The sequence below is a fragment of the Sorangium sp. So ce836 genome (assembly GCF_028553905.1).
GTDB lineage: Bacteria > Myxococcota_A > Polyangia > Polyangiales > Polyangiaceae > Sorangium > Sorangium cellulosum_D.
Window position 1 is genome coordinate 10,467,733 of the sequence record NZ_CP102233.1, and the last position, 20,304, is coordinate 10,488,036.

Annotated in this window: 15 protein-coding genes; 5 read left to right on the top strand and 10 right to left on the bottom strand. The window is 72.7% G+C overall.

Annotated features, from left to right (window positions below; all coding sequences use genetic code 11):
- Positions 1 to 18 precede the first annotated feature (18 nt).
- Both NQZ70_RS38130 and NQZ70_RS38135 read left to right on the top strand, forming a co-directional pair.
- Positions 19 to 3,627: a BadF/BadG/BcrA/BcrD ATPase family protein gene (locus tag NQZ70_RS38130; protein WP_129578619.1), complete on the top strand. Its 3,609-nt coding sequence runs from the start codon at positions 19 to 21 to the stop codon at positions 3,625 to 3,627.
- A 74-nt stretch (positions 3,628 to 3,701) separates the two neighbouring features.
- Positions 3,702 to 5,630, top strand: a complete 1,929-nt coding sequence (locus NQZ70_RS38135; protein WP_129578620.1) for a 2-hydroxyglutaryl-CoA dehydratase — start codon at positions 3,702 to 3,704, stop codon at positions 5,628 to 5,630.
- Positions 5,631 to 5,738: 108 nt separating this feature from the next.
- Here NQZ70_RS38135 and NQZ70_RS38140 read toward each other — a convergent pair whose 3' ends face one another.
- Together NQZ70_RS38140 and NQZ70_RS38145 are read right to left on the bottom strand one after the other, a co-directional pair.
- Entirely contained in the window at positions 5,739 to 6,437 is a 699-nt protein-coding gene (locus NQZ70_RS38140) for an alpha/beta hydrolase (RefSeq protein WP_129578621.1), read from the bottom strand.
- Positions 6,438 to 6,588: 151 nt separating this feature from the next.
- Positions 6,589 to 6,975, bottom strand: coding sequence for a hypothetical protein (locus NQZ70_RS38145; protein ID WP_129578622.1), 387 nt, complete (start codon positions 6,973 to 6,975; stop codon positions 6,589 to 6,591).
- A 321-nt stretch (positions 6,976 to 7,296) separates the two neighbouring features.
- On the opposite strand from NQZ70_RS38145, the gene NQZ70_RS38150 reads away from it, so the two are divergent.
- Positions 7,297 to 8,574 (top strand): aminotransferase class I/II-fold pyridoxal phosphate-dependent enzyme, encoded by a 1,278-nt coding sequence (locus NQZ70_RS38150; RefSeq protein ID WP_129578624.1) that lies wholly within the window; start codon positions 7,297 to 7,299, stop codon positions 8,572 to 8,574.
- Between the two features lie 89 nt (positions 8,575 to 8,663).
- Positions 8,664 to 9,491: an SHOCT domain-containing protein gene (locus tag NQZ70_RS38155; RefSeq protein ID WP_129578625.1), complete on the top strand. Its 828-nt coding sequence runs from the start codon at positions 8,664 to 8,666 to the stop codon at positions 9,489 to 9,491.
- 249 nt (positions 9,492 to 9,740) lie between these two features.
- Here NQZ70_RS38155 and NQZ70_RS38160 read toward each other — a convergent pair whose 3' ends face one another.
- The 6 genes from NQZ70_RS38160 to NQZ70_RS38185 all read right to left on the bottom strand — a co-directional run bounded on the left by NQZ70_RS38160 (position 9,741) and on the right by NQZ70_RS38185 (position 13,950).
- The gene (locus NQZ70_RS38160) at positions 9,741 to 10,127 is read right to left on the bottom strand and encodes a VOC family protein (RefSeq protein WP_129578626.1); all 387 of its coding nucleotides are present in this window, start codon (positions 10,125 to 10,127) and stop codon (positions 9,741 to 9,743) included.
- A 44-nt stretch (positions 10,128 to 10,171) separates the two neighbouring features.
- Positions 10,172 to 10,741 (bottom strand): TlpA disulfide reductase family protein, encoded by a 570-nt coding sequence (locus NQZ70_RS38165; RefSeq protein ID WP_129578627.1) that lies wholly within the window; start codon positions 10,739 to 10,741, stop codon positions 10,172 to 10,174.
- On the bottom strand, positions 10,738 to 11,460 hold the full coding sequence (locus NQZ70_RS38170; RefSeq protein WP_129578628.1) for a hypothetical protein: 723 nt from the start codon (positions 11,458 to 11,460) through the stop codon (positions 10,738 to 10,740). Before NQZ70_RS38170 ends, NQZ70_RS38165 begins: the two co-directional genes overlap by 4 nt.
- A 7-nt stretch (positions 11,461 to 11,467) precedes the next feature.
- Positions 11,468 to 11,809 carry a hypothetical protein gene (locus NQZ70_RS38175; RefSeq protein WP_129578629.1) on the bottom strand — a complete coding sequence of 114 codons (342 nt, stop codon included), beginning with the start codon at positions 11,807 to 11,809 and terminating at the stop codon, positions 11,468 to 11,470.
- 78 nt (positions 11,810 to 11,887) lie between these two features.
- Entirely contained in the window at positions 11,888 to 12,916 is a 1,029-nt protein-coding gene (locus NQZ70_RS38180) for a PAS domain-containing protein (protein WP_129578630.1), read from the bottom strand.
- The gene (locus NQZ70_RS38185; protein ID WP_129578631.1) at positions 12,913 to 13,950 is read right to left on the bottom strand and encodes a DUF4388 domain-containing protein; all 1,038 of its coding nucleotides are present in this window, start codon (positions 13,948 to 13,950) and stop codon (positions 12,913 to 12,915) included. Before NQZ70_RS38185 ends, NQZ70_RS38180 begins: the two co-directional genes overlap by 4 nt.
- 360 nt (positions 13,951 to 14,310) lie before the next feature.
- On the opposite strand from NQZ70_RS38185, the gene NQZ70_RS38190 reads away from it, so the two are divergent.
- On the top strand, positions 14,311 to 16,005 hold the full coding sequence (locus NQZ70_RS38190; RefSeq protein ID WP_129578632.1) for a hypothetical protein: 1,695 nt from the start codon (positions 14,311 to 14,313) through the stop codon (positions 16,003 to 16,005).
- 223 nt (positions 16,006 to 16,228) lie between these two features.
- Here the strand turns inward: NQZ70_RS38190 and NQZ70_RS38195 are convergent, their stop codons facing one another.
- Complete coding sequence (locus NQZ70_RS38195) at positions 16,229 to 17,521, bottom strand: aspartate kinase (protein WP_129578633.1); 1,293 nt, start codon at positions 17,519 to 17,521, stop codon at positions 16,229 to 16,231.
- Between the two features lie 97 nt (positions 17,522 to 17,618).
- Positions 17,619 to 20,234: a tetratricopeptide repeat protein gene (locus NQZ70_RS38200; RefSeq protein WP_129578634.1), complete on the bottom strand. Its 2,616-nt coding sequence runs from the start codon at positions 20,232 to 20,234 to the stop codon at positions 17,619 to 17,621.
- Positions 20,235 to 20,304 lie beyond the last annotated feature (70 nt).

The following is a 20,304-nucleotide window of genomic DNA, read 5'->3' on the forward strand; positions in this document are numbered from 1 at the left end:
GCGGTGGGAGGAGCCCCGATGGGAAGGCAGATCCAGGATCCGGTCGTGGTCGGCATCGACGTCGGCTCGACGACCGTGAAGGCGGTCGTGCTCGATCCGCAGACGCTCGAGATTCTCTGGAGCGACTACCAGCGGCACCAGACGAAGCAGCCGGAGAAGGTGCTGGAGCTCCTCGAGGCGATCGAGGCGTCGTTCCCCGCGTCGCCGCGCGAGGGCTGGCGGGTGTTCATGACGGGCTCGGGCGCGGCGCCCCTCTGTGCCGGCCTCGGCGCCAAGTTCGTCCAGGAGGTCAACGCGGTCACGCTCGCGGTCGAGAACCTGCACCCGGACGTGGGCAGCGTCATCGAGCTCGGCGGGCAGGACGCGAAGATCATCATCTTCCAGCGGGACGAGAAGACGGGCGACAAGACCGCCGCGCCGTCGATGAACGACAAGTGCGCCTCGGGCACGGGCGCCACCATCGACAAGTGCATGATCAAGGTGGGCCTGCCGTCGAGCGAGGTGGTCAAGATCCACTTCGACGACTCGAAGCTCCACCACGTCGCGGCGAAATGCGGCGTCTTCGCCGAGACGGACATCGTGAACCTCGTGAAGAGCGGTATCCCCTCGACGGAGATCCTCTGCTCGCTCGCCGACGCGATCGTCCTCCAGAACCTGTCGGTGCTCACGCGCGGCTCGACCTTGAAGCACAAGGTCATCCTGCTCGGCGGCCCCAACACCTACCTCCCCTTCCTCCAGGAGTGCTGGCGCAAGCGGATCCCCGAGACCTGGGAGGAGCGCGGCTACGGCTGGCCGAAGGACCGGCCGATCGAGGAGACGATCTTCGTCCCGGAGAACTCGCAGTACTACGCGGCGTTCGGCGCCTGCGTGTACGGGCTCAAGGAGGCGCCGGAGGTCGGCCTCTACGCCGGCAAGGCCGGGCTCATCGAGTACATGACGAACGGCCGCAAGGCCCGGCTCGGCGAGAGCGCGGGCCCGCCGCTCGTGAAGACGCGGGACGAGGTCGAGGAGTTCCGCAAGCTCTACAGCATCCCGAGGTTCACGCCGATGAAGCTCGCGCCCGGCCAGGTGGTGCGCGGGGTCATCGGCCTCGACGGCGGCTCCACCTCGTCGAAGGCGGTGCTCATCGACGAGGACGGGAGCATCGTCTGCAAGGCCTACCAGCTCTCGAAGGGCAACCCGATCCAGGACGCGAAGGAGCTGCTCGCCCAGCTCCGGCAGTACGTGATCGACCAGGGCGCGCAGCTCGAGGTGCTCGGGTTCGGCGGCACCGGGTACGCGGCCGACGTGCTCCAAGAGTGCATGCGGGCCGACGTCAACATCGTCGAGACCGTCGCCCACATGATGAGCGCCGTGAAGTTCTTCGGCGACGTCGACGTCATCTGCGATATCGGCGGACAGGACATCAAGGTCCTGTTCATGAAGAACGGCGACATCGCGAACTTCCGCCTCTCCAACTCGTGCTCTGCCGGCAACGGCATGCTGCTCCAGGCGATGGCCGACCAGTTCGGCCTGAAGGTGACCGAGTACGCCGACACCGCGTTCGGCGCCGAGCTCGCGCCGAAGTTCAGCTACGGCTGCGCCGTCTTCCTCGACACCGACCGGGTGAACTTCCAGAAGGAGGGCTTCTCGAAGGAGGAGCTGCTCGCCGGCCTCGCCCAGGTGCTGCCGAAGAACGTGTGGCAGTACGTCGTGCAGATCCCGCGGCTCGCGGCGCTCGGCACGCGCTACGTGCTCCAGGGCGGCACGCAGTACAACCTCGCGGCGGTCAAGGCGCAGGTCGACTACATCAAGGAGCGCGTCCCCGGCGCCGAGGTGTTCGTCCACCCGCACACCGGCGAGGCCGGCGCGCTCGGCGCCGCGTTCGAGACGCTCCGGGTCGTGAAGCGCAGGGGCCGCTCGACGTTCATCGGGATCGACGCGGCGATCGCGCTCGAATACACGACGAAGAACGACGAGGAGACGGTCTGCCACTTCTGCCCGAACGAGTGCAAGCGGACGTTCATCGACGCGAAGCGGCCCGACGGGACGACGAGCCGCTACATCTCGGGCTTCTCGTGCGAGAAGGGCACGGTCGAGAGCGAGCAGGCGATGCTCGCGCTCGTCGCCGAGCGGAAGAAGATCGCGAAGCAGTTCCCGAACCTGGTCGACTACGAGTCGAAGCTCGCCTTCCGGCACTTCTACGACACGGCGCCGCTGCCGGAGGGCGGCGCGCCGGTGAAGGACGTGGTCGTCAAGAAGGGCTTCCTCGGCATCCGCCGGGTGGAGACGACGCGCCCGTTCCGGCGGAGCGGGCCCGAGGTGCGCGAGCGCCTCCGCCGCGTCCGCATCGGCATCCCGCGGGTCCTCAACATCTACTCGACGGGCCCGTACTACCGGGCCTACTTCGAGGCGCTCGGCGTCCCGAAGCAGAACGTCGTCTTCAGCGACGCGACCAGCGAGGAGATGTGGGTCGAGGGCGGCAAGTACGGCTCCATCGACCCCTGCTTCCCCTCCAAGGTGGCGCAGGCCCACATCCACAACCTCCTCTTCACCCACCACTCGGACGAGAAGAAGCTCAATTACATCTTCTTCCCGATCCTCACCCACGTGCCGAGCTTCGGCGAGGGGGTGATGGACAAGACGAGCTGCCCCATCGTCGCGGGCGTGCCGGACGTCATGAAGGCGGCGTTCACGAAGGAGATCGACTTCTTCAAGACGCGCGGGATCGAGTACCTCGATCCGCCGCTCACGTTCTCCGAGATGACGCTGACGGCGCGCCGGATGTTCGAGACGTGGGGCCCGCGGCTCGGCGTCACCGAGGACGAGAGCGACCACGCGCACCGCGAGGGGATGCGGGCGCTCTCGCAGTTCGAGCGCGACCTCCAGGACAAGGGGCGGGCGATCCTCGAGACGGTCGAGGCCGAGAACCGCGTCGCCATCCTGATGGTCGGGCGGCCGTACCACTCCGATCCGGGCCTGAACCACGGCATCCCGGAGGAGTTCCAGGTGCTCGGCTATCCGATCCTCTCGGTCCGGTCGCTCCCGCGCGACATGGAGTACCTCGCTCGGTACTTCAAGGACGAGATCGCGAACGGCCAGCACCCGCTCGACATCAACGACGTCTGGCCCGAGAACTACTCGGCGAACAGCGCGCAGAAGGTCTGGGCGGTCAAGTTCGCCGCCCGCCACCCGAACGTCGTGCTGCTCGACCTCTCGAGCTTCAAGTGCGGCCACGACGCGCCGACGTACGGCATCATCGACAGCATCGTGAGCTCGAGCGCCACGCCGTACGCCGCGCTGCACGACATCGACGCCAACAAGCCGGGCGGCTCGATCAAGATCCGCGTGAAGACGTACGCGCACAGCCTCAAGCTGCACGAGGAGGCGCTCGAGGACGCGGCGAAGAAGAAGGCGGAGCTCGTCCATCGCATCGACGAGAAGCGGCTCGAGCTGCTCGAGCTGAAGCGCGAGCAGCAGGCGGCGCGCAAGATCACCGATCCCGCGCTCGAGCGGGAGATCGCGGCGCTCGCCGAGAAGGTGCGGAGCTACGTCGCGCCGGCGTCTCCGCCCGAGGCGCCGAAGACGGGCCTCGTCCAGCTCAAGAAGAAGCAGTCCGACGGGACCGTCGTCCCCTTGGAAGCCTGAAGACACGGCCAAGGTCGAGGGGGGGACGGCGCGCCCGGCCCCCTTCCAGCATCCGAGCGAAGGGAAGCCACGCCATGCAACAGACGATCACGCAGAAGACGCGCCTTCCTCTGGTCGGCGAGAAGAAATCCATCAAGGCGGACATCGACATCGAGGCGGAGCTCAGGGCGTTCGAGGAGGCCGAGCGGGAGCGGCTCGGCCTGAAGGCCGAGCGTCGGCAGTGGGTCGACAACATGCTCAAGCCGAAGATGACGAAGAAGGAGCGCGACAACGTGACGCTCCTCATCAGCGGCCTCACCGCGGCGCAGGACTTCCTGTGCGAGGGCGCGCTGAAGGGCCTCGGCTACAACGTCCATTACTTCGGGATGAGCGACAACGCCGGCCTCCAGACGGGCAAGGAGTTCGGCAACCGCGGGCAGTGCAACCCGACGTACTTCACGGTCGGCGGCCTGGTGAAGTACCTCATCGACCTGCGCGACAAGCAGGGGATGACGACCGAGGACATCATCAAGAACTACGTGTTCCTGACCGCGGGCGCCTGCGGGCCGTGTCGGTTCGGCATGTACGTGACCGAGTACCGGAAGGCGCTGCGCGACGCCGGCTTCGACGGCTTCCGGGTGATGCTCTTCCAGCAGACGGGCGGCCTCTCGCAGGCGACGGGCGACGACGTCGGCCTCGAGATGAACCCCGCCTTCTTCATCGCGATCATCAAGGCGATCGTCTGCGGCGACACGCTGAACGCGCTCGGCTACCGCGTCCGGCCTTACGAGGTCGAGCCCGGCGCGACGAACCGCGCGATGGAGAGCGCGAAGCGCATCCTCTACAAGGCGCTCTACGAGCAGACGAACGTCTTCCGCGCGCTCTACGAGGCGCGCAAGGAGTTCGAGGCCGTCCGGGTGGACAAGCTCCGGCCCAAGGCGAAGGCGTCGATCATCGGCGAGTTCTGGGCGATGACGACGGAGGGCGACGGCAACTACGCCCTTCAGAAGTTCCTCGAGAGCGAGGGCGGCGAGAACGACATCCAGCTCACGACCGCGTGGCTGCTCTACAACATCTGGGAGTGCGCCCGCGACACCCGCGAGCGGCGCGATCTGCGCGGCGCGGACGAGGGCAACTACGGCCTGGCCGGCCTCGACGAGTTCGGCGTGGCGAAGCGGCTCGCGACGATGCGCCTCGCCGAGTCGGCGCTGCGCGTCGGCTTCCAGGCGTTCGCGCTGCCGCTCGGCCTGTTCGACTACCACCTCCCGGACATGGAGCTCGTCGCCGACGTGGCGAAGGACTACTACTCGAACGACCTCCGCGGCGGCGAGGGGCACATGGAGGTCGGCAAGCTCATCGTGAACGCCGTGAAGTCGAAGGCGCACCTCACGGTGAGCGTGAAGCCGTTCGGCTGCATGCCGTCCTCGGGCGTCTCCGACGGCGTGCAGTCGCTGATCACGGCGCGTTACCCGGGGACGATCTTCTGCGCGGTCGAGACGAGCGGCGACGGCGCGACGAACTTCTACTCTCGCATCCAGATGTACATGTTCAAGGCGCGCATCCTGGCCGAGCAGGAGCTCGCCCGCGCCTACGAGGAGGCGGGCGTCACGGAGGCCGAGGTGCGGGCGTTCCTCGAGAAGCACCCGAAGTACGCGAGCCCGCTGCACCACGCGCCGCACCGGGTCGCCGGGTCGGCCGCGAACCTGGTCTACGAGGTGGCGCCGCTCATCAAGCAGTCGGCCGCCGAGCGCGCCGCGGAGAAGGTCCGCGCGGCGGCGGCGGCGGTCCGCGAGGCGGTGAAGGCCGCTCCGGCCAAGGCGGTGGCCGCAAAGGCGTTCCTGACCGACCCGGAGACGCTCTCGCGGGCGCGCGAGGACGTCGCGCTCGTCCGCGACCTCCTCGCGGGCAAGGCGGCGGAGCGGTTCAGCCCGCTCGTGAAGCGCCTGGCCGGCAAGGCGTACTTCGAGAACAACCCCGAGGTGCGCCACACGACCTACAGCGAGGAAGCCATCGCGGCGGAGTGAGGCGGCCCCTCCGCCGGGCTCGTCCCGGCGGCCCCCCACCGGGCTCGTCCCGGCGTCCACCGCGGATGCGGTTTTCTCTCTTCTCTCTGGCTCTCTGGCACGTCGAGCTCAGCCCTCCGCGGGCAGGAACCAGCGGAGGGCGTCGCGCGCGATCTCCGGGGGTACCACGTGCGGGCCCTCGAACTCCTCGTAGCGCAGGTCGTACCCGGCGACCCGGATCAGGGGCGCGAGGCGCCGGCTGCAGGGGTCGATCCGCAGCACCTGGTCCTGCGTGCCGTGCGAGATGAAGATGCGCGGCCGGCCGCGCTGCTCCGCGGGGGCCATGAAGCCCGGCGAGAACGCGATCACATGGGTGAACAGGTCGCCGTTGGTCAGCCCGAGCGACAGGGCGTACGACGCGCCGTCCGAGAAGCCGCCGATCGCGATCCGCGCCGGATCGACCGCGGCGCCGCGGAACAGCTGGTCGAGCGCGCGGTCCAGGAAGTCGACGTCGGGCCCGTACGCGTCGTCCGAGATGATGTCCCAGCTCGAATGGCGGGAGTCGGGCGCGAGCAGCAGGAGCCCCGCCGCGTCCGCCAGCTCCCGCAGCAGCGCGATCCCGTGGTGCGCGCTGCCCCCGGCCCCGTGCAGCAGGACCACGAGCGCCGCCGGGCGGTCCGGCCGGTAGCCCGCCGGGACGTAGAGCAGCCCGTCGCGCCGCGGGGACAGCCCGAGCGGGCTCAGCCCGGTCGAGAGCTCGCCCCCGGGCTTGGCTCTCGGCCGCGCCCGGAGGCGCGAGGGATCGTTCGTGATGGCGCCGGCGCGCATTGCCTCATCCTCCTCCGGAGGCCCGGACGGGCTCGTGGTCGCCTGACCTCGCCCGCATCCCAGGAGCCCGACCAGGGCCCCAGCACTCCCCATGCCGAGCAGGCGCCGGCGCGCGAGCTCGGGTCCCGGCCCTGCGGGGCCGCGGCCGCCGTCAGCTCGCCGCCTTCTGTTCGTAGTACTCATTGATATGCTGATAGACCTCTTCGGGGAACTCGAGGTCTTTGTAGACGTTGCCCTCGTCGGGATCGTCGGCGTTCGGGATGATGGGGAACTCCTGCTGTCGCTGCCATTCCAGGATCCGCTCGCGCCGCGGCGGGCTGTAGCCGCGCCGCTCGACCTGCATCGCGAGCGAGCGGGCCTCCTCGGCGCCGCCCTCCGGGTCGCGGCCGAGCCAGTCGACGAGCTCGTCGTGATCGAGGAAGTGGTGGGCGATCATCGCGAATACCAGGCGACCGTAGCGCCCGATCGACTCGCCGCGCTCGAGCGCGCCGAGCAGGTGAGCCATCATGTGATTCTTGCGCAGGGCCTCGACAGCCATGGATCCTCCTCTGAACATGAGATCACCCGGCCCGATGCATCGGCCGTACCAGAGCCCGGCGACGCCGCCTCTGGGCCCGACGGGGCGCGGCGGCACAGGGCTCGTGGCAAAACGCATCACGGCGGAGGGCGGCTGTCACAGCGGGCCCAGGCGCGGGCGAGGCGCCGGCCGCGAGGGCGGAGGCGCCGGCGGGGGTAGAGGGGCGCGACGGGCGGCCCGGCTGCGGCGTTTCCGCGGCCGACCGCGGCATTTCCGGCGCGGGGGGCGCGGGCCCACGCGGGTCGCGACGCGGCCGCGAAGTTCTGCTAGACATCGCTCGCCATGACCGAACTGCGCTCGTTGTCCCCCGATGCTCTTGCCTCGCTCACCCGGGAGCTCGAGGCACGTTATGCTGCCTTTGAAGCTCGCGGCCTCAAGCTCGACATGACGCGGGGCAAGCCGTCGTCCGAGCAGCTCGACCTCGCGAACGGCCTGCTCGCCCTGCCCACCGCGAACGACCTCGTCGCCTCGGACGGGTCGGATACGCGCAACTACGGGGGCCTCGACGGGCTCCCCGAGATGAAGGCCATCTTCGCCGAGCTGCTCGAGGTGCCCCCGGCGCAGGTCATCGTCGGCGGCACCAGCAGCCTGACCATGATGCACGACGCGGTGGTCCGCGCGCTCGTCCACGGCGTGCCCGACGGCAACGGCGCCTGGGCGAAGCAGCCGAAGGTCAAGTTCCTGTGCCCCAGCCCCGGCTACGATCGCCACTTCGCGATCTGCGAGCACCACGGCATCGAGATGATCGCGGTCGATCTGAACGACGCCGGCCCGGACATGGATCAGGTCGAGCGGCTGGTCGCCCAGGACGCGGCCATCAAGGGGATGTGGTGCGTCCCCAAGTACAGCAACCCGACCGGCACCACGTACTCCGCCGAGGTCGTCCGCCGGCTCGCCGGCATGAAGGCGGCGGCCCCGGATTTCCGCCTCTTCTGGGACAACGCCTACGCGGTCCACGACCTCTATGCCGAGGGCGATCGGCTCGCGGACATCGTGTCGGCGTGCAAGTCCGCGGGCAACCCCAACCGGCCGATCGTCTTCGCCTCGACGTCGAAGATCTCGTTCGCGGGCAGCGGCGTCGCGGCCATGGCGTCGAGCCCCGCGAACGTGGCGGACGCGAAGAAGCACCTCGGCATCCAGACCATCGGCCCGGACAAGGTGAACCAGCTGCGCCATGTGCGGTTCTTCAAGGATTACAAGGGCTTGCTGAGCCACATGCAGAAGCACGCCGAGCTCCTGCGGCCCAAGTTCGAGGCGGTGACGGGCATCTTCGAGCGCGAGCTCGGGGGCAAGGGCATCGCCAGCTGGACCTCGCCGCGCGGCGGCTACTTCATCAGCCTCGACACCCCCGACGGCTGCGCGAAGGAGGTCGTGCGCCTGGCCGACAAGGCGGGCGTGAAGCTCACCGGCGCCGGGGCGACGTACCCGTACGGCCGCGATCCTCGCGACCGGAACATCCGCATCGCGCCGTCGCTGCCGCCGCTCGAGCAGATTCGCGTCGCCATGGAGGTCGTCGCGGTCTGTGTCCAGCTCGCGAGCGCGCGCAAGCTCGCGGGCTGAGCGGTCGTCTCCCTCCTCATCGCCGCTCGCCCGCATTGCGAGCGGCGGACCGCCGTGCAAGGCTCGGCGCTTCTCTCCCGGAGCGCCTCATGCAGCCACTCACCCCCGAAGGTCAGCGGAGAGTTTCCGATCTGTCACAGCGCTATTTCGTCAGCACCGACGCGGTGATGACGCTCTTGCAGGCGCTCGTGAACGGGAACGGGACGATGGCGCAGTTCCATCACCCCGAGCTGGGCGGCGCTGGGCAGTGGATGCAGGGCGGCATGACCATGATCGGGGACATGTTCAACAGCGCGCTGAAGGCCACGGTGGAGGGCCTGTGCGCCGAGCTGTCGAATCTGCTGGCCAGCCAGCCGTTCGCTCCTGCGCCGGCGGGCTATCCGGCGCAGCGCGGGCAGCAGCAGCAGCAACAAGGCGGCAGCGGAGGCCTGGGGGGCTCGCCGGTCAGCCTGTTCGTTCCGGCGTCCGGGGGCGGCTCGGGGAGCTGGTGGCCCGGGGAGCTCGGGGCGCCGAGCTCCAGCGGGTCGCAGAACAACATTCGCTATGCGGTCTTCCCCGGCGCGCGGCGGCTGGCCGTCGACGTCGACGGGCGCGTCAGCGTCTATGACACGCTCGATCACCAGATCGGCGGTGTGTCGCAGCAGCAGGGGTCGGGGTCGTCGGCCACGTTCACGAGCCAGTACGGCGTCGTGAGCGTGCAGAGCTTGCCGCTCGTCTCCGGCGACGCGGCCGCGCAGCCGGGGCCTGGAGCTGCGCCAGCTCCGGCGCAGGCCGCGGCCGCCCTGCCCCGCGCTTCGTCGGGTGCGGAGGGGGATATCTTTGCTGCCATCGAGCGGCTCGCGGACCTGCGGCAGAAGGGGATCATCACCGAGCAGGAGTTTGCCGCGAAGAAGACCGATCTCCTGAGCAGGCTCTGATCGCGAAATCGCGCGAGACGCCGGCGTCGACCGAGTCGACACGGGGGAGGAGATTTCAACGCAAAGGCGCAAAGGCGCAAAGGCGCAAAGAGAGAGGAAGAGACATTCTTACTCTCTTGCGCCTTTGTGTTTATTCTCTCTTCATCCCCTTGCGCCTTTGCGCCTCTGCGCCTCTGCGCTTATTCTTTCTTCATATCAAGCCACGATCCCCGTAGCTCGTGAGGACGAGCCCCCTGAAGCCATCACGGCTCAGGGCCCATGGCACACGGCCTCGACGTTGTGCCCGTCCGGATCGAGCACGAACGCCCCGTAATACCCCGGGTGGTACTGCGGCCGGAGCCCCGGCGGGCCGTTGTCGGCGCCTCCAGCCGCCAGCGCGGCCTTGTAAAAGGCGTCGACGTCGGCGCGCGTCTTCGCGACGAAGGCGACATGCATGCGGCCCTGCAGCGCGGCGCCCGTGCCGATCCAGAACTGCGGGTTACCGTCGGCCCCCAGACCAGCGTGCTTGTCCGCACCCCCGGTCATCTCGGGCGTGATCTCCATCACGAGCCCGTAACCGAGGGGCGCCAGGGCCGCCAGATAGAAGGCCTTGCTCCGTTCATAGTCCGAAACCGGAAAACCGATGTGGTCGAGCATGCGCGCCATCATCGCCCAGACCGGCGCGCGTCGGCGGACAAAACCTACCTCGCGGGCCGCGCCCTCTCGCGCTCCAGGCCGCGAAGGACCCCCTCGAGCGCTTCCTGGGTGATGAGCCCCACGTGCCGGAACGCCTCCCTCCCCTCGGGGTCGAGGATCACCACGCTCGGCACGTGGTGCAGCCCGGCGAACGGCCCCTCCCCGGCGATCGTCGGGGCGTCCGCGAGCGCAACCGGATACGGCAGCTTGAGCGTGGCGGCGAAGGCCTCGACGAGCGGCCGGTTCTCGCTCGCCTCCAGCACGAGGAGCGCCGCGTTGATGCGCGGCGTGTGATCGCGGAGCAACCCGGCGAGGAACCGCGCCTCCGCCTGCGACGCCACGTCGTAGGTCGCCACGAAGCCGATCACGCTGAACCTGCCCGCGAGCGACGCGGTCGAGAGCTCGCGCCCGTCGAGCGTCTCGTACGAGAAGCTCAGCGCCGGGCCCCGCGGCGGCGCCGCCTCCGCCGCGGCCGCGGGCGACGCCGCCGCGGGCTCACGGACCGCGTCGCCGCCGCCAGCGCAGCCGAGCGCGACGAGCACGAGCGGCAAGCCGGCCGGCGCGAGCGACCTCATGGCAGCGGATCCCCCTCCAGGTGCGCGTCGAACAGATCGGCGCAGAGCTGCAGCGACGGCGGGAGCTCGGCGCCCTTGCGCTGCTGCGCGAGGATCGCGTGGCACAGCTCCTCGATGACCAGCTTGATCGGCGTCGCCTCGAGCTGCGCGCCGTCGAGCACCATGCCAGGGCCGGGCGCCTCCTCCGCGCGCACGATCGGGTCGTGCCGCGCCCATGCGATGCCGTCCTCCGGGAGATAACGACACCAGAGCACCCGCACGAAGCGCAGGTAGAGCGGCGTCACCAGCGCCACCACGCGATCGCCCCCCGCGGCGATGCCGCGCAGCGCGAAGCCCGCGGCCGGACGCGGGGCGCGCTCCCCCTCCCCCATCGCGACCTCGATGCGCTCGCGGCGCGCCGCGTCGCTCTCGACCGACAGCAGCGGCGCGTAGATCGCGACCGCGGGGACCTGCAGCTTGGGCGCGTCCTCGGCGAGCACGTCGAGCCACGCCTCGCGCGCCTCGGGGCCGAGCTCGCCGTACACGTGCGCCGCGGCGATGGCGGCCTCGGCGTCGGTCGCGAGCGCCGCCAGCCACTCGCGCCAGGCGGCGAGGATGCGCGGATCGAGCAGCGCGCCCGAGGCGCCGGGCAGGCCCTGCGCCGCGCCCTCGTGGACAGCGGCGTCCAGCGAGGCATCCTGGACGAGATCGACCGAGCTCGGATCGCGGCGCTCCGTCATGCCCCCCTCAGCGTGGCGCGCCGCGGCGCCGCGCCCCGACGTCCCGCTCCAGATCGAGCAGGAGCTCGGCGAACTCGTCGCCCCGGTCGAGCGGCGACGCGAGCGTGAGCTCACCCCCGCGATCCGCGAGCAGGAGCGCGACGCCGTCGCTCGCCTCGACGATGCCCTTCACGAACACGACGTCCGCCGGATGAACGACGACGTCCTGGACCAGCATCCCGGCGCTCGCCTCCGCGACCGAGAGCGGGCCGCGCGCGGGCCCGAGCGGCCCCGCGTCCCCCGCCGAAGGCTGCCCATCGGCCGGAGACGCCGCGGCGATTCGCCTTGAATTGCTGTCGCGCCGGCCCATCGACGGCGGAGCTAAGCACCGCTCGCCGGAGGGATCCAGCGGGCACACCCGGCGGGGATGACCAGGGCCCTCGCCGCGTCAAGAGGCCGCGGCCGGCCCACGATCCGCGGCCCCCGAGCCGCTCTCGAGGAGACCGAAACGCTTCGCGAGATCGTCGGGCCGCTCACCTTCGAAGGCGCGGAGCTCGTGGGCGCGCTCGATCGGCACGACCACGAAGCGCCACGGCGTCGCCGCGAGCTCGGTCCCCTCGATGCACCGGGCGACGTGCGCCGCGTTGAGCGCGGCGCCGATCGTCGTCTCGAGCACGCCCTCGTAGAAGGCGGACAGCTCGACCGATCCCGACGCGACCGGCGGCCGCACGAAGCACGCGACGCGCGGGGGGTTGGCGCAGAAATCCGCGGCGAGCCGCCCCATGCCGAGCTCGGCGAGCGCCTGATCGAGCGCGCCCACCGCGAGCAGCACCGGCGCCTTGTCGAGCGCGGCCGCGCCCGCCTCGACGACGGTGCTCTCCGCGACGCCCGCGATCCTGCGGCCGACGCCCCGGCCGAGCTCGCGCGCGGCGCCCTGTCCGACCCGCGCGAGCAGCGCGGCGACCTGATCCCACGCGAGCGGGAACATGGCGCCGAGCGGGCCGCTCAGCCGGCCGCGATCGCGCTCGTGGCGGATCGTCGCCGGGCGCTCGTGCTCGTCGCGCTGGACCGGCACGCGGTGCACGGTCATGAACACGCGATCGACCGGCGCGCGCGCGAGCTGGACGAAGACGTCCTGCGCCCCGTGGAGGAAGTGGAAGCGGAACGCGAACCGATCGGTCGCGCCGGGCGGCTGCTGCGCGAGGGCGCGGAAGCGGCCGAGGAACGCCTCGACCCGGGTGCAGGGGGCGATCTCCTGGAAGAAGTTCCTGCCGACGACCCGCGCCGACGGGAGGCGGCTCATGCGCTGCTCGTAGCGGTTGTAGAGGAGCACGGCGCCCTCGTCGTCCAGCACGATGAAGCCGTACGGGAGGTCGTCGACCTCCTGCGAGGTCATCTCGGCGAGGCGCTCCACGCTGAGGGGGAGGGCGTCCTGCGGGCTCTCGGGCACCTCATCCATCGTCGACATCTGGGTCATCGCTCGGCTCCTTCGAACAAGACGCTCGCCCACCCGACCTGCTCGACCAGGCGCGTGAGCCCGCCGAGGACCTCCCGGATGCGATGGCGCTGGAAGCGCGACGGGACCCTCTCCGCGGCGGCGTCGAAGAAGGCGACGATCCAGGCGGCGACCGCCTGCGGGATCGCCGAGCGGGCGCGATCGATCTGGGAGACCGAGACGAGCGCGTCGCCGCTGATGGCGAACGCGTCGAGCGCGCCGTGGTGCTCGCGCGCCGTCGTCCACGAGGACGCGAGCAGCCGCGACGTCATCGGCGGCCCGAGCCAGGCGCGCGCGTAGGCGGTGCAGGCGTTGACCACGGCGGCGGCCAGCGCCACGTCGGCCGCGTCGTCGGCGGGGAACGCCGGAGGGTAGTGGCTCTCGCGCTCGCCGCGGTGCGGCCCGCTCGAGTCGCTCGCGACGACCTCGAAGGTGGCGCCTCGCCACGCGCCGAGCGAGTCGAGCGCGTCGGTCCAGCGCTCCGAGGGCCGCACGCCGTCGGCGCGGGCGTGGACGGGGCGCCCGGCGTCGACCGTCACCTCGGCGCGGAGCGCGCCGGCGCGCACGCGGATGAAGCAGCTCCGGCTGCGCGAGGCGAGCGACGCGAGGAGCCCGTCGAGCCCCACGTCGTCGAGCTCGCCGCGCAGGATGACGCGGCTCCGCTGCCGCTCGGCCTGCGCCGCGAGCCGCTGGACCTGCGCGGCGAGCACCGAGCCCGGGACGTCGTCCGCGAGCACCCCCACGAGCTCCGCCATCGAGACGATGGTGCGCGAGGAGCTGACGCCGATCACGGGCGGCGGGCCGTCGAGCACCGCGCGGAGCGAGCGGGCCATGTCGAGGAGGGCCGCCGGGCTCTGCGCGCAGGCCACGGCCGCGTCGACCCGCAGCGCGTCGGGCGGCGGCCGGTTGGGCGCGACCTCGCACGTGACGACCCGCATGCGGGCCTCGCGAAGCGCAGAGGCGACCCGATGGGCGAAGGGCGTTGCCGGCGCCGAGGTGACGACGATGTCGAACATATCGAAGCGGACTCTAGGATCATGAACACCCTCCGTCAAATTATATCAACAAACATTGTATCAACCATCTGCTCCGGAATCACATGAAATTGTCCGTAAATCTCTGTACTCCGCCTGGGATTTAAGTGAAATTCGATACAATTCATGCGACACGCCGACGCGTGAGACAATCTTTGTACAAAGATGATCTCCGGGGCGGTCCGCCAGCAGGATCACCGGGGCGGAGCGGGTGATGGCCGGGGCCGCGGGGAGGCCGACGCCGCGGCGCGCCGAGGCAGGCGGGCTCGGGAGGGCGGCGGAGCGCGTGGCCGAGGCGCGGCGCGGGGCGAAAGCGCCGCGAGGGGCGCTACACTCCCGCCGATGTCAGCCTCACGAGCTTGCAGCGAACGAACGGCGGACCCACGCGAGACGTGCCCGGCGCCGCAGCCGAAGACCGCCGTCGATGATGACGAGCTCGAGCGCGAGCACGACGAGCACGACAGCAAGCTGCTCGATCTGCCGCCGCTCGGGCACGACGACGACGAGGCGGGCGAGGAGACCTTCGAGGAGCTCCTGCAGACGCTCGACGACGCGGAGGACGGGCTCGACGACGCGAACGCGAGCGACCTGGAGGTCGGCGTCGAGCTCGCCGCGGACGAGGACGCGGCCGGGGAGGACGAGCCCGCGGAAGAGGGCATCGACGTGGGGGCGCTCCACGAGGGGATCGACGACGCCGACGCGGGCTCGTGGGTGTCCGACGAGGCCGCCGAGCACGACGACGCCGAGCACGACGACCTCGACGATCAGGGCGAGGGGCACGACGACGGCGGCGCCGAAGGGACCGGGGAGGATCCGTCGAACGACGTCGACGAGCGCGAGCTGCCGGCGCTCGACGCGGATCAGGAAGGCACGTACGAGGGCGAGGATCTGCTCGCGGAGCTGCCCGACCTCGCGGACGACCAGGCGCCGGTCTGGGACGCGCAGCCGTGGACGGTGGTCGAGGGCGCCGGGGCGGCGGTCCCGTGCAGCACGCTCGCGGTGGCCGGCGGCTGCGTCGTCGCCGGCGGCGCCGGCGAAGGGCCCGCGCTGGCGAGCGAGCCGGCTGCGCGCGCGGCGGGCCGCTCCCGCCGCGCGGACCGGACGGGCGGCGAGCGCGGGACCGTGCTCGTGGTCGACGCGGGAGCGCTGTCGGCGCGCCGCGCGGGCGTCGACACGTCGGCGTCCTCGATCGCGCTGTCGGACAGCGCGCTGCTCATCGCCACGCGCCGCGGCAACCTGCTGCTGAGCGACGACCGGGGGAAGACGGCGAGCGCGCTCGGGGCGTGGGGCTCGGGCGGGGCGCCGGTGACGCTCGCGACGACGCCGGGGCGGCTCTGGGTGCTGGCCGGCAAGACGCTGTGGTCGCCCGCGGCCGGCGCGGTCGCCGTCCCGCCGGAGGCCGGCTCCGCCGTGGCCGCGGGCTCGCCTCGCCGCGACGCCGCGGTCGCGCCGACGCGGGGCGCGCTGTCGCTGTCGCCCGGGCCCGCGCTGCGGGACGGCGTGCTCCGGATGAGCGCGAGCGAGGGGGTGATCGTGGCGCTCACGAGCGCGGCCGCGGGTCCGCAGCTCGAGCGGCTGCGCGGCGACGACGAGGGCTCGCCGGTCGTGCCGCTGTCCGGGGCGGCGCGGCGCGCGGCGGAGGCCGGCGACGGTCGGCTCGCGGCGGCGGCGGGCGGGCGGTCGATCGCGCTGTCCGGCGCGGGGCTCCTGTGCGTGTCGCGCGACGGGGGCGAGACCTTCCGCGTGATCGAGGGGCTGCCCGCGGTGGTGGCGCTCGCGTTCGCGGGCGACCACAAGGCCTCGCCGCTGCTCGCGCTCGTGGCGCGCGAGGGCGAGCGCCGGGCGCAGCTGGTCCATGTGCCGTCGAGCGGCGCGCCCACGCTGGTCGCCGAGATCGGGGCGACGGGGCACGGCGGGGGCGAGGAGGAGGCGGCCTCCATCGGGGCGGCGGCGATCGCGTGGGATCCGTCGCGCGAGGTGGCGTGGGTCGCGTTCTGGGCGGGGCTCATCGCGCTCACCAGGCAGCGGAAGCACTAGCTCGCCGAGCTGGCCGGCCCCCGGAGAGGGTGTTCTCGGCGCGGGGCAGGGGGGTGGGGCCCCGCCGAACTCGCCCGAGATGTGAGCCATCCGGCAAGCCGGATGGCTCACATCTCAGGCTCAAACATCGGCCCATCCCCACCCCCCTGCCCCGCGCCGAGAACACCCTCCCCGGGGGCCTACGGTCTGCGGAGTCGAAGAGTTGGGGGACGTGCCTTGAGGATCAGGGCTCGACGAACGTGGCGTGGAGCAGGCGCTGCGCGGGGGCGGCGTCGACGGCGTCGACGAGGGTGCCGAGGCGCAAGGGGGACGCGACCGTGAACCGGGGGGCAATGCCGGCGCCGCCGAGGACCTCGATGAAGCGGGACAGCGGCGACGCCGTCGCGGTGAGGCCGTCGCCGACGACGCTGACAGAGGCCAGGCCCTCGTCGAGCTCGATCTGCGGGAGCAACGCGACCAGCTGGCGCTTGGCGCCCTGCCAGTCGGGCACGTTGAGGAGCGGGATCACGAACGACCCGCCGCCAGGGCCGAAGGAGAGATCGCGGAAGCCCAGCCCGAGCTCGCCGGCCGCGCGGAGGAGCGCGTCGAGCCGGAGACCGCCGGGAGCGCGCGCGAGGACGACGTTGCCCTCGGCGACGATCGCGCGCGCCGAGTGCGTCGAGGACGCGGAGCCGGGGGCGAACCGGCGCACCACCGTCTCGCGCGCGCCGGGGGCGACGTCGAACGTCGAGCGCGCATAGAGCGCCACGCCGGAGCGCCGCGCCCACTCGACCGCCTGCGCGCAGACGACCTTCGCGCCGCACTCGGCCATCTCCTGGAGGACCGCGCAGTCGAGCTCCGGCAGGTGACGCGCGTCCGGGACGACACGGGGGTCGGCCGAGTACACGCCGTCGACGTCGCTGTAGATCTCGCAGCGCTCGGCGCTCAGCGCCGCCGCGAGCGCCACCGCCGTCGTGTCGGAGCCGCCGCGGCCGAGCGTCGTGATCTCGCGGCGGTAGCTCATCCCCTGGTAGCCAGCGACGATCACGATGCGGCCGCGCGCGAGCTCGTCCTCGATCCGGAACGGGCGGACCTCGATGATGCGCGCGTCGAAATGGCGATCGTTCGTGAGGATGCCGGACTGGGAGCCCGTGAACGAGATCGCCTCGAATCCACGGGCCTGGATGGCGATCGACAGGAGCGCCATCGAGACGCGCTCGCCGGTCGAGAGCAGCATGTCGAGCTCGCGCCGGGGAGGATCCGCGGCGGCGCCGCCGCCCGCGCTCGCCGCCTGCCGGGCGAGGGCGAGCAGGCCGTCGGTCGTCTTGCCCATCGCGCTGACCACGACGACGACGTCGTTGCCGGCGCGCCTCGCGGCGACGACGCGGTCGGCGACCTTGCCGATCTTGTCGACGTCGGCGACCGACGACCCGCCGTACTTCTGCACGATGATCGGACGGCCCGGCCTCGCGGGCGAGGCGCCCGGCTCGCACGGCGAGCCCTCCTGCTGGACGCGGTTCGTCGGCTGCTCGGCCATGCTGCACCTCCAAGCGCTGCGCGCGCTGCGCAGGAGATCCGGCTATCACGGGCGCGGCGATCGGGCCAAACGCGCGGCGCGCGGCGCGCCGTCGCGATCAGCCGAGCTCGGCGTGCAGCAGCATCTCGTAGAGCTCCGCCTCGGCGGCGCGCCCCTCGGCCCGCGCCCTCGCGGCGAGCCGCACGAGCACGTCGCGCCGCCGCGGCGCGACCTCCTGGCGGGCGGCCTCGTCACCCTCCTCGAGGCGCGCCGAGAGCAGGGCGAGGAGATCGAGATCGCGGCCGAGCCGCTCCAGCACGTCGGCGAGCGCCATCGCCACCCCGTGGTCGGTGGGATCGGCGCGGAGCCGATCCGCGAGCCGCTCGGCCAGGAGCTCGTCGTCGACGCCGAACGCGCGGGCGAACGGCGCCTGCCCCTCCGCCAGCGTGACGCTGTTCGGGACGGGCGGCATGTCGGGCAGGTCGGTCGACGTGTCGCCGCTGTCGAACGTGGGCATCTCGTCGAGGAGCCCGGGATCGCGCGGCGCGATCGGCGGGGCCGCCGGCGGCGCGATCCGCGGCGCGGGGGCCGGCGCGATCGGCGCGGTGACGGCCGGCGTCCGGGCGATCGCGGCCGGCGCGATCGGCGGCGAGGGGGCCGGCGGCGGGGCGACCACCACGGGCTCGGGCGGGATCGTGCGCCGGCGAGGCGGCGCAGGGACGTGGACCTCGATCCGCTGCTCGGTCGCGCGGGGACGAGGCGCGGCGCTCGGCCGCGCCCCGCGCGGGGGCGCCCCCTGGGGCGCGAGCTCGCCCGAGACGCGGCGGAACGCGGCGGTGATCTCCGGATCGCGCGGGCGCAGGCGCAGCGCGAGGCCGAGGTGGCGCTGCGCCGCGAGGAGATCCCCGCGGGATCGCTCCTCGATCTCGGCGGCCTCGGCGAGCAGGGCCGCGACGGCGGCCGGGCCGCCGGCGAGCGGCGAGCCCGCCGCGCGGGCGGAGCCTGCGTCGGCGGCGCGGTCCTGGAGCGCGAGCTCCACCGCGTCGCGCAGCCGCCCGAGCGCGACCGACGCTCCCCCGAGATCGCCGAGCTCGGCGCACCAGCGGCCCTCGAGCAGCCGCGCCTCCAGCGACTCCGGCGCGCCGGGGGGGATCGCCCGCACGCGCGCGACCGCCGCGGGGAGATCGCCGGCGATCTCCGCGAGGCCGCGGCCGAGCTCGAGATCGAGCGCGCCGGCGGGCACGCCGCCACGCGCGGCGAGGACGCGCGCGCGGGCGAGGAGATCGAGCGCGCGCCTCCCCTCCCCCGCCGCCCGCAGCGAGCGCGCGAGGCCCGCGACGACGTCGGGGCTCTCCGGCGCGTAACGGAGCGCCCGCTCGAACAACACCCGCGCGTCGGCCGCGTGGCCCCGCGCGAGGAACGCCTCCGCGGCCCTGCGGGAGGCGGCGTGGCGCGCCTCGGCCCCGCGCGCGGCGGCCTCGAGGTGCTCGGCGTCCGCCAGCGCGCCGCGCACGTCGGCGACGTCGAGCCGCGCCTCGAGCCGCGCCCAGCGCAGCGCGTCGAGCCCGGGCGCGCGCGCGACGCCGAGGTTCAGCGCGTCGAGGCGCACGTCGATGGCGTCCGCGAGCCGCGCCGCGCGCAGCCAGGCGAGCGCGGCGAGCGGGCCATACGGCTCCGCGTGCGCGGCGCGCGCGAGCGCCGAGAACGCGCCGTCGCGGTCGCCGACCGCCTCGAGGAGCGCGCCGCCGAGCAGGCCGGCGTCCACGGCGGGCATGGCGTCGACGACGGTCGAGAGCGCCCCCTCGGCGCGCTCGCCGGCCATGAGGTCGATCCACGCGAGGCGCGCGGAGATCTCGGGGTGCCGCGGGGCGCGCTCCAGCGCGGCGAGGTAGACGCGGCGCGCGTCGTCGTGACCGCCCGCGAGCGCGAGCTCGTCGGCGGCGCCCGCGAGCTCGGCCGCCTCGAGCGCCCGGAGCGCGCGGTCGCCCAGCGCCGGAGGCGCCGCGTCGAGCGCGCCCTCGGCGCGGAAGCGGCCCGCCTCCGCGACGACCGACGCCCACTGCACCCCGGCCACCGCGGGCGCCCTCGCGCCGGCGGCGGGCAGCAGCAGGCGCACGACCCGCTCGATCGCGGCGTCCAGCACGATCGCGCCCTCGACGAGGCGGCCGTGCGCGCCCGCCATCATCGACAGCGCCTGGAGCGCGAGCGCGTGCGGCGGGGCCGAGAGGCCGACGCCGCGGGCGCGCTCCGGCAGGAGCCTGAGCGCGCGCTCGCTGGGCGCGACGGCGACGTCGAACGCGAGCGCCGCCTCGCCGGACCGCAGCGCGACCAGCGCGCCGTCCACGATGGGCGCGATGATCAGCTGCGGCGCGCCGTCGCCGAGGAAGCCGCGGAGCCGCGGCGCGGCCCAGCCGGCGAGCTCGGTCCCCTGCGCCTCGACGACGAGCCGGGCGAGCTGGCCGCGCCGGTGCCGGAAGCGCGCGACCCCGCCGGACAGGTCGACGGGAAACCGGATCCCGGCGAGCCGCACGACGAGCTCGGTGACGCGGAGCGGGCCGATCGCGAACGGCTCGCCGAGCTCGATCGCGAGCGCCCCCTTGCTGACGGCGAGCCGGAGGATGGGGCGGTCGTCGGGCGGGCGCGAGGCCGCGCCGCCGCCGGGCGCGAGCGCGCGGAGCGACGGCGAGAGGCCCAGCGCGCGCGCCGACCGGCCGCGCCTCTGTCCAGCAGCCATACCCGCCAAGGCTATCAACCCCGCGGCATTCGAGGCGAGTTCACGGCGATCACGCCGGACGAAGGGTGAC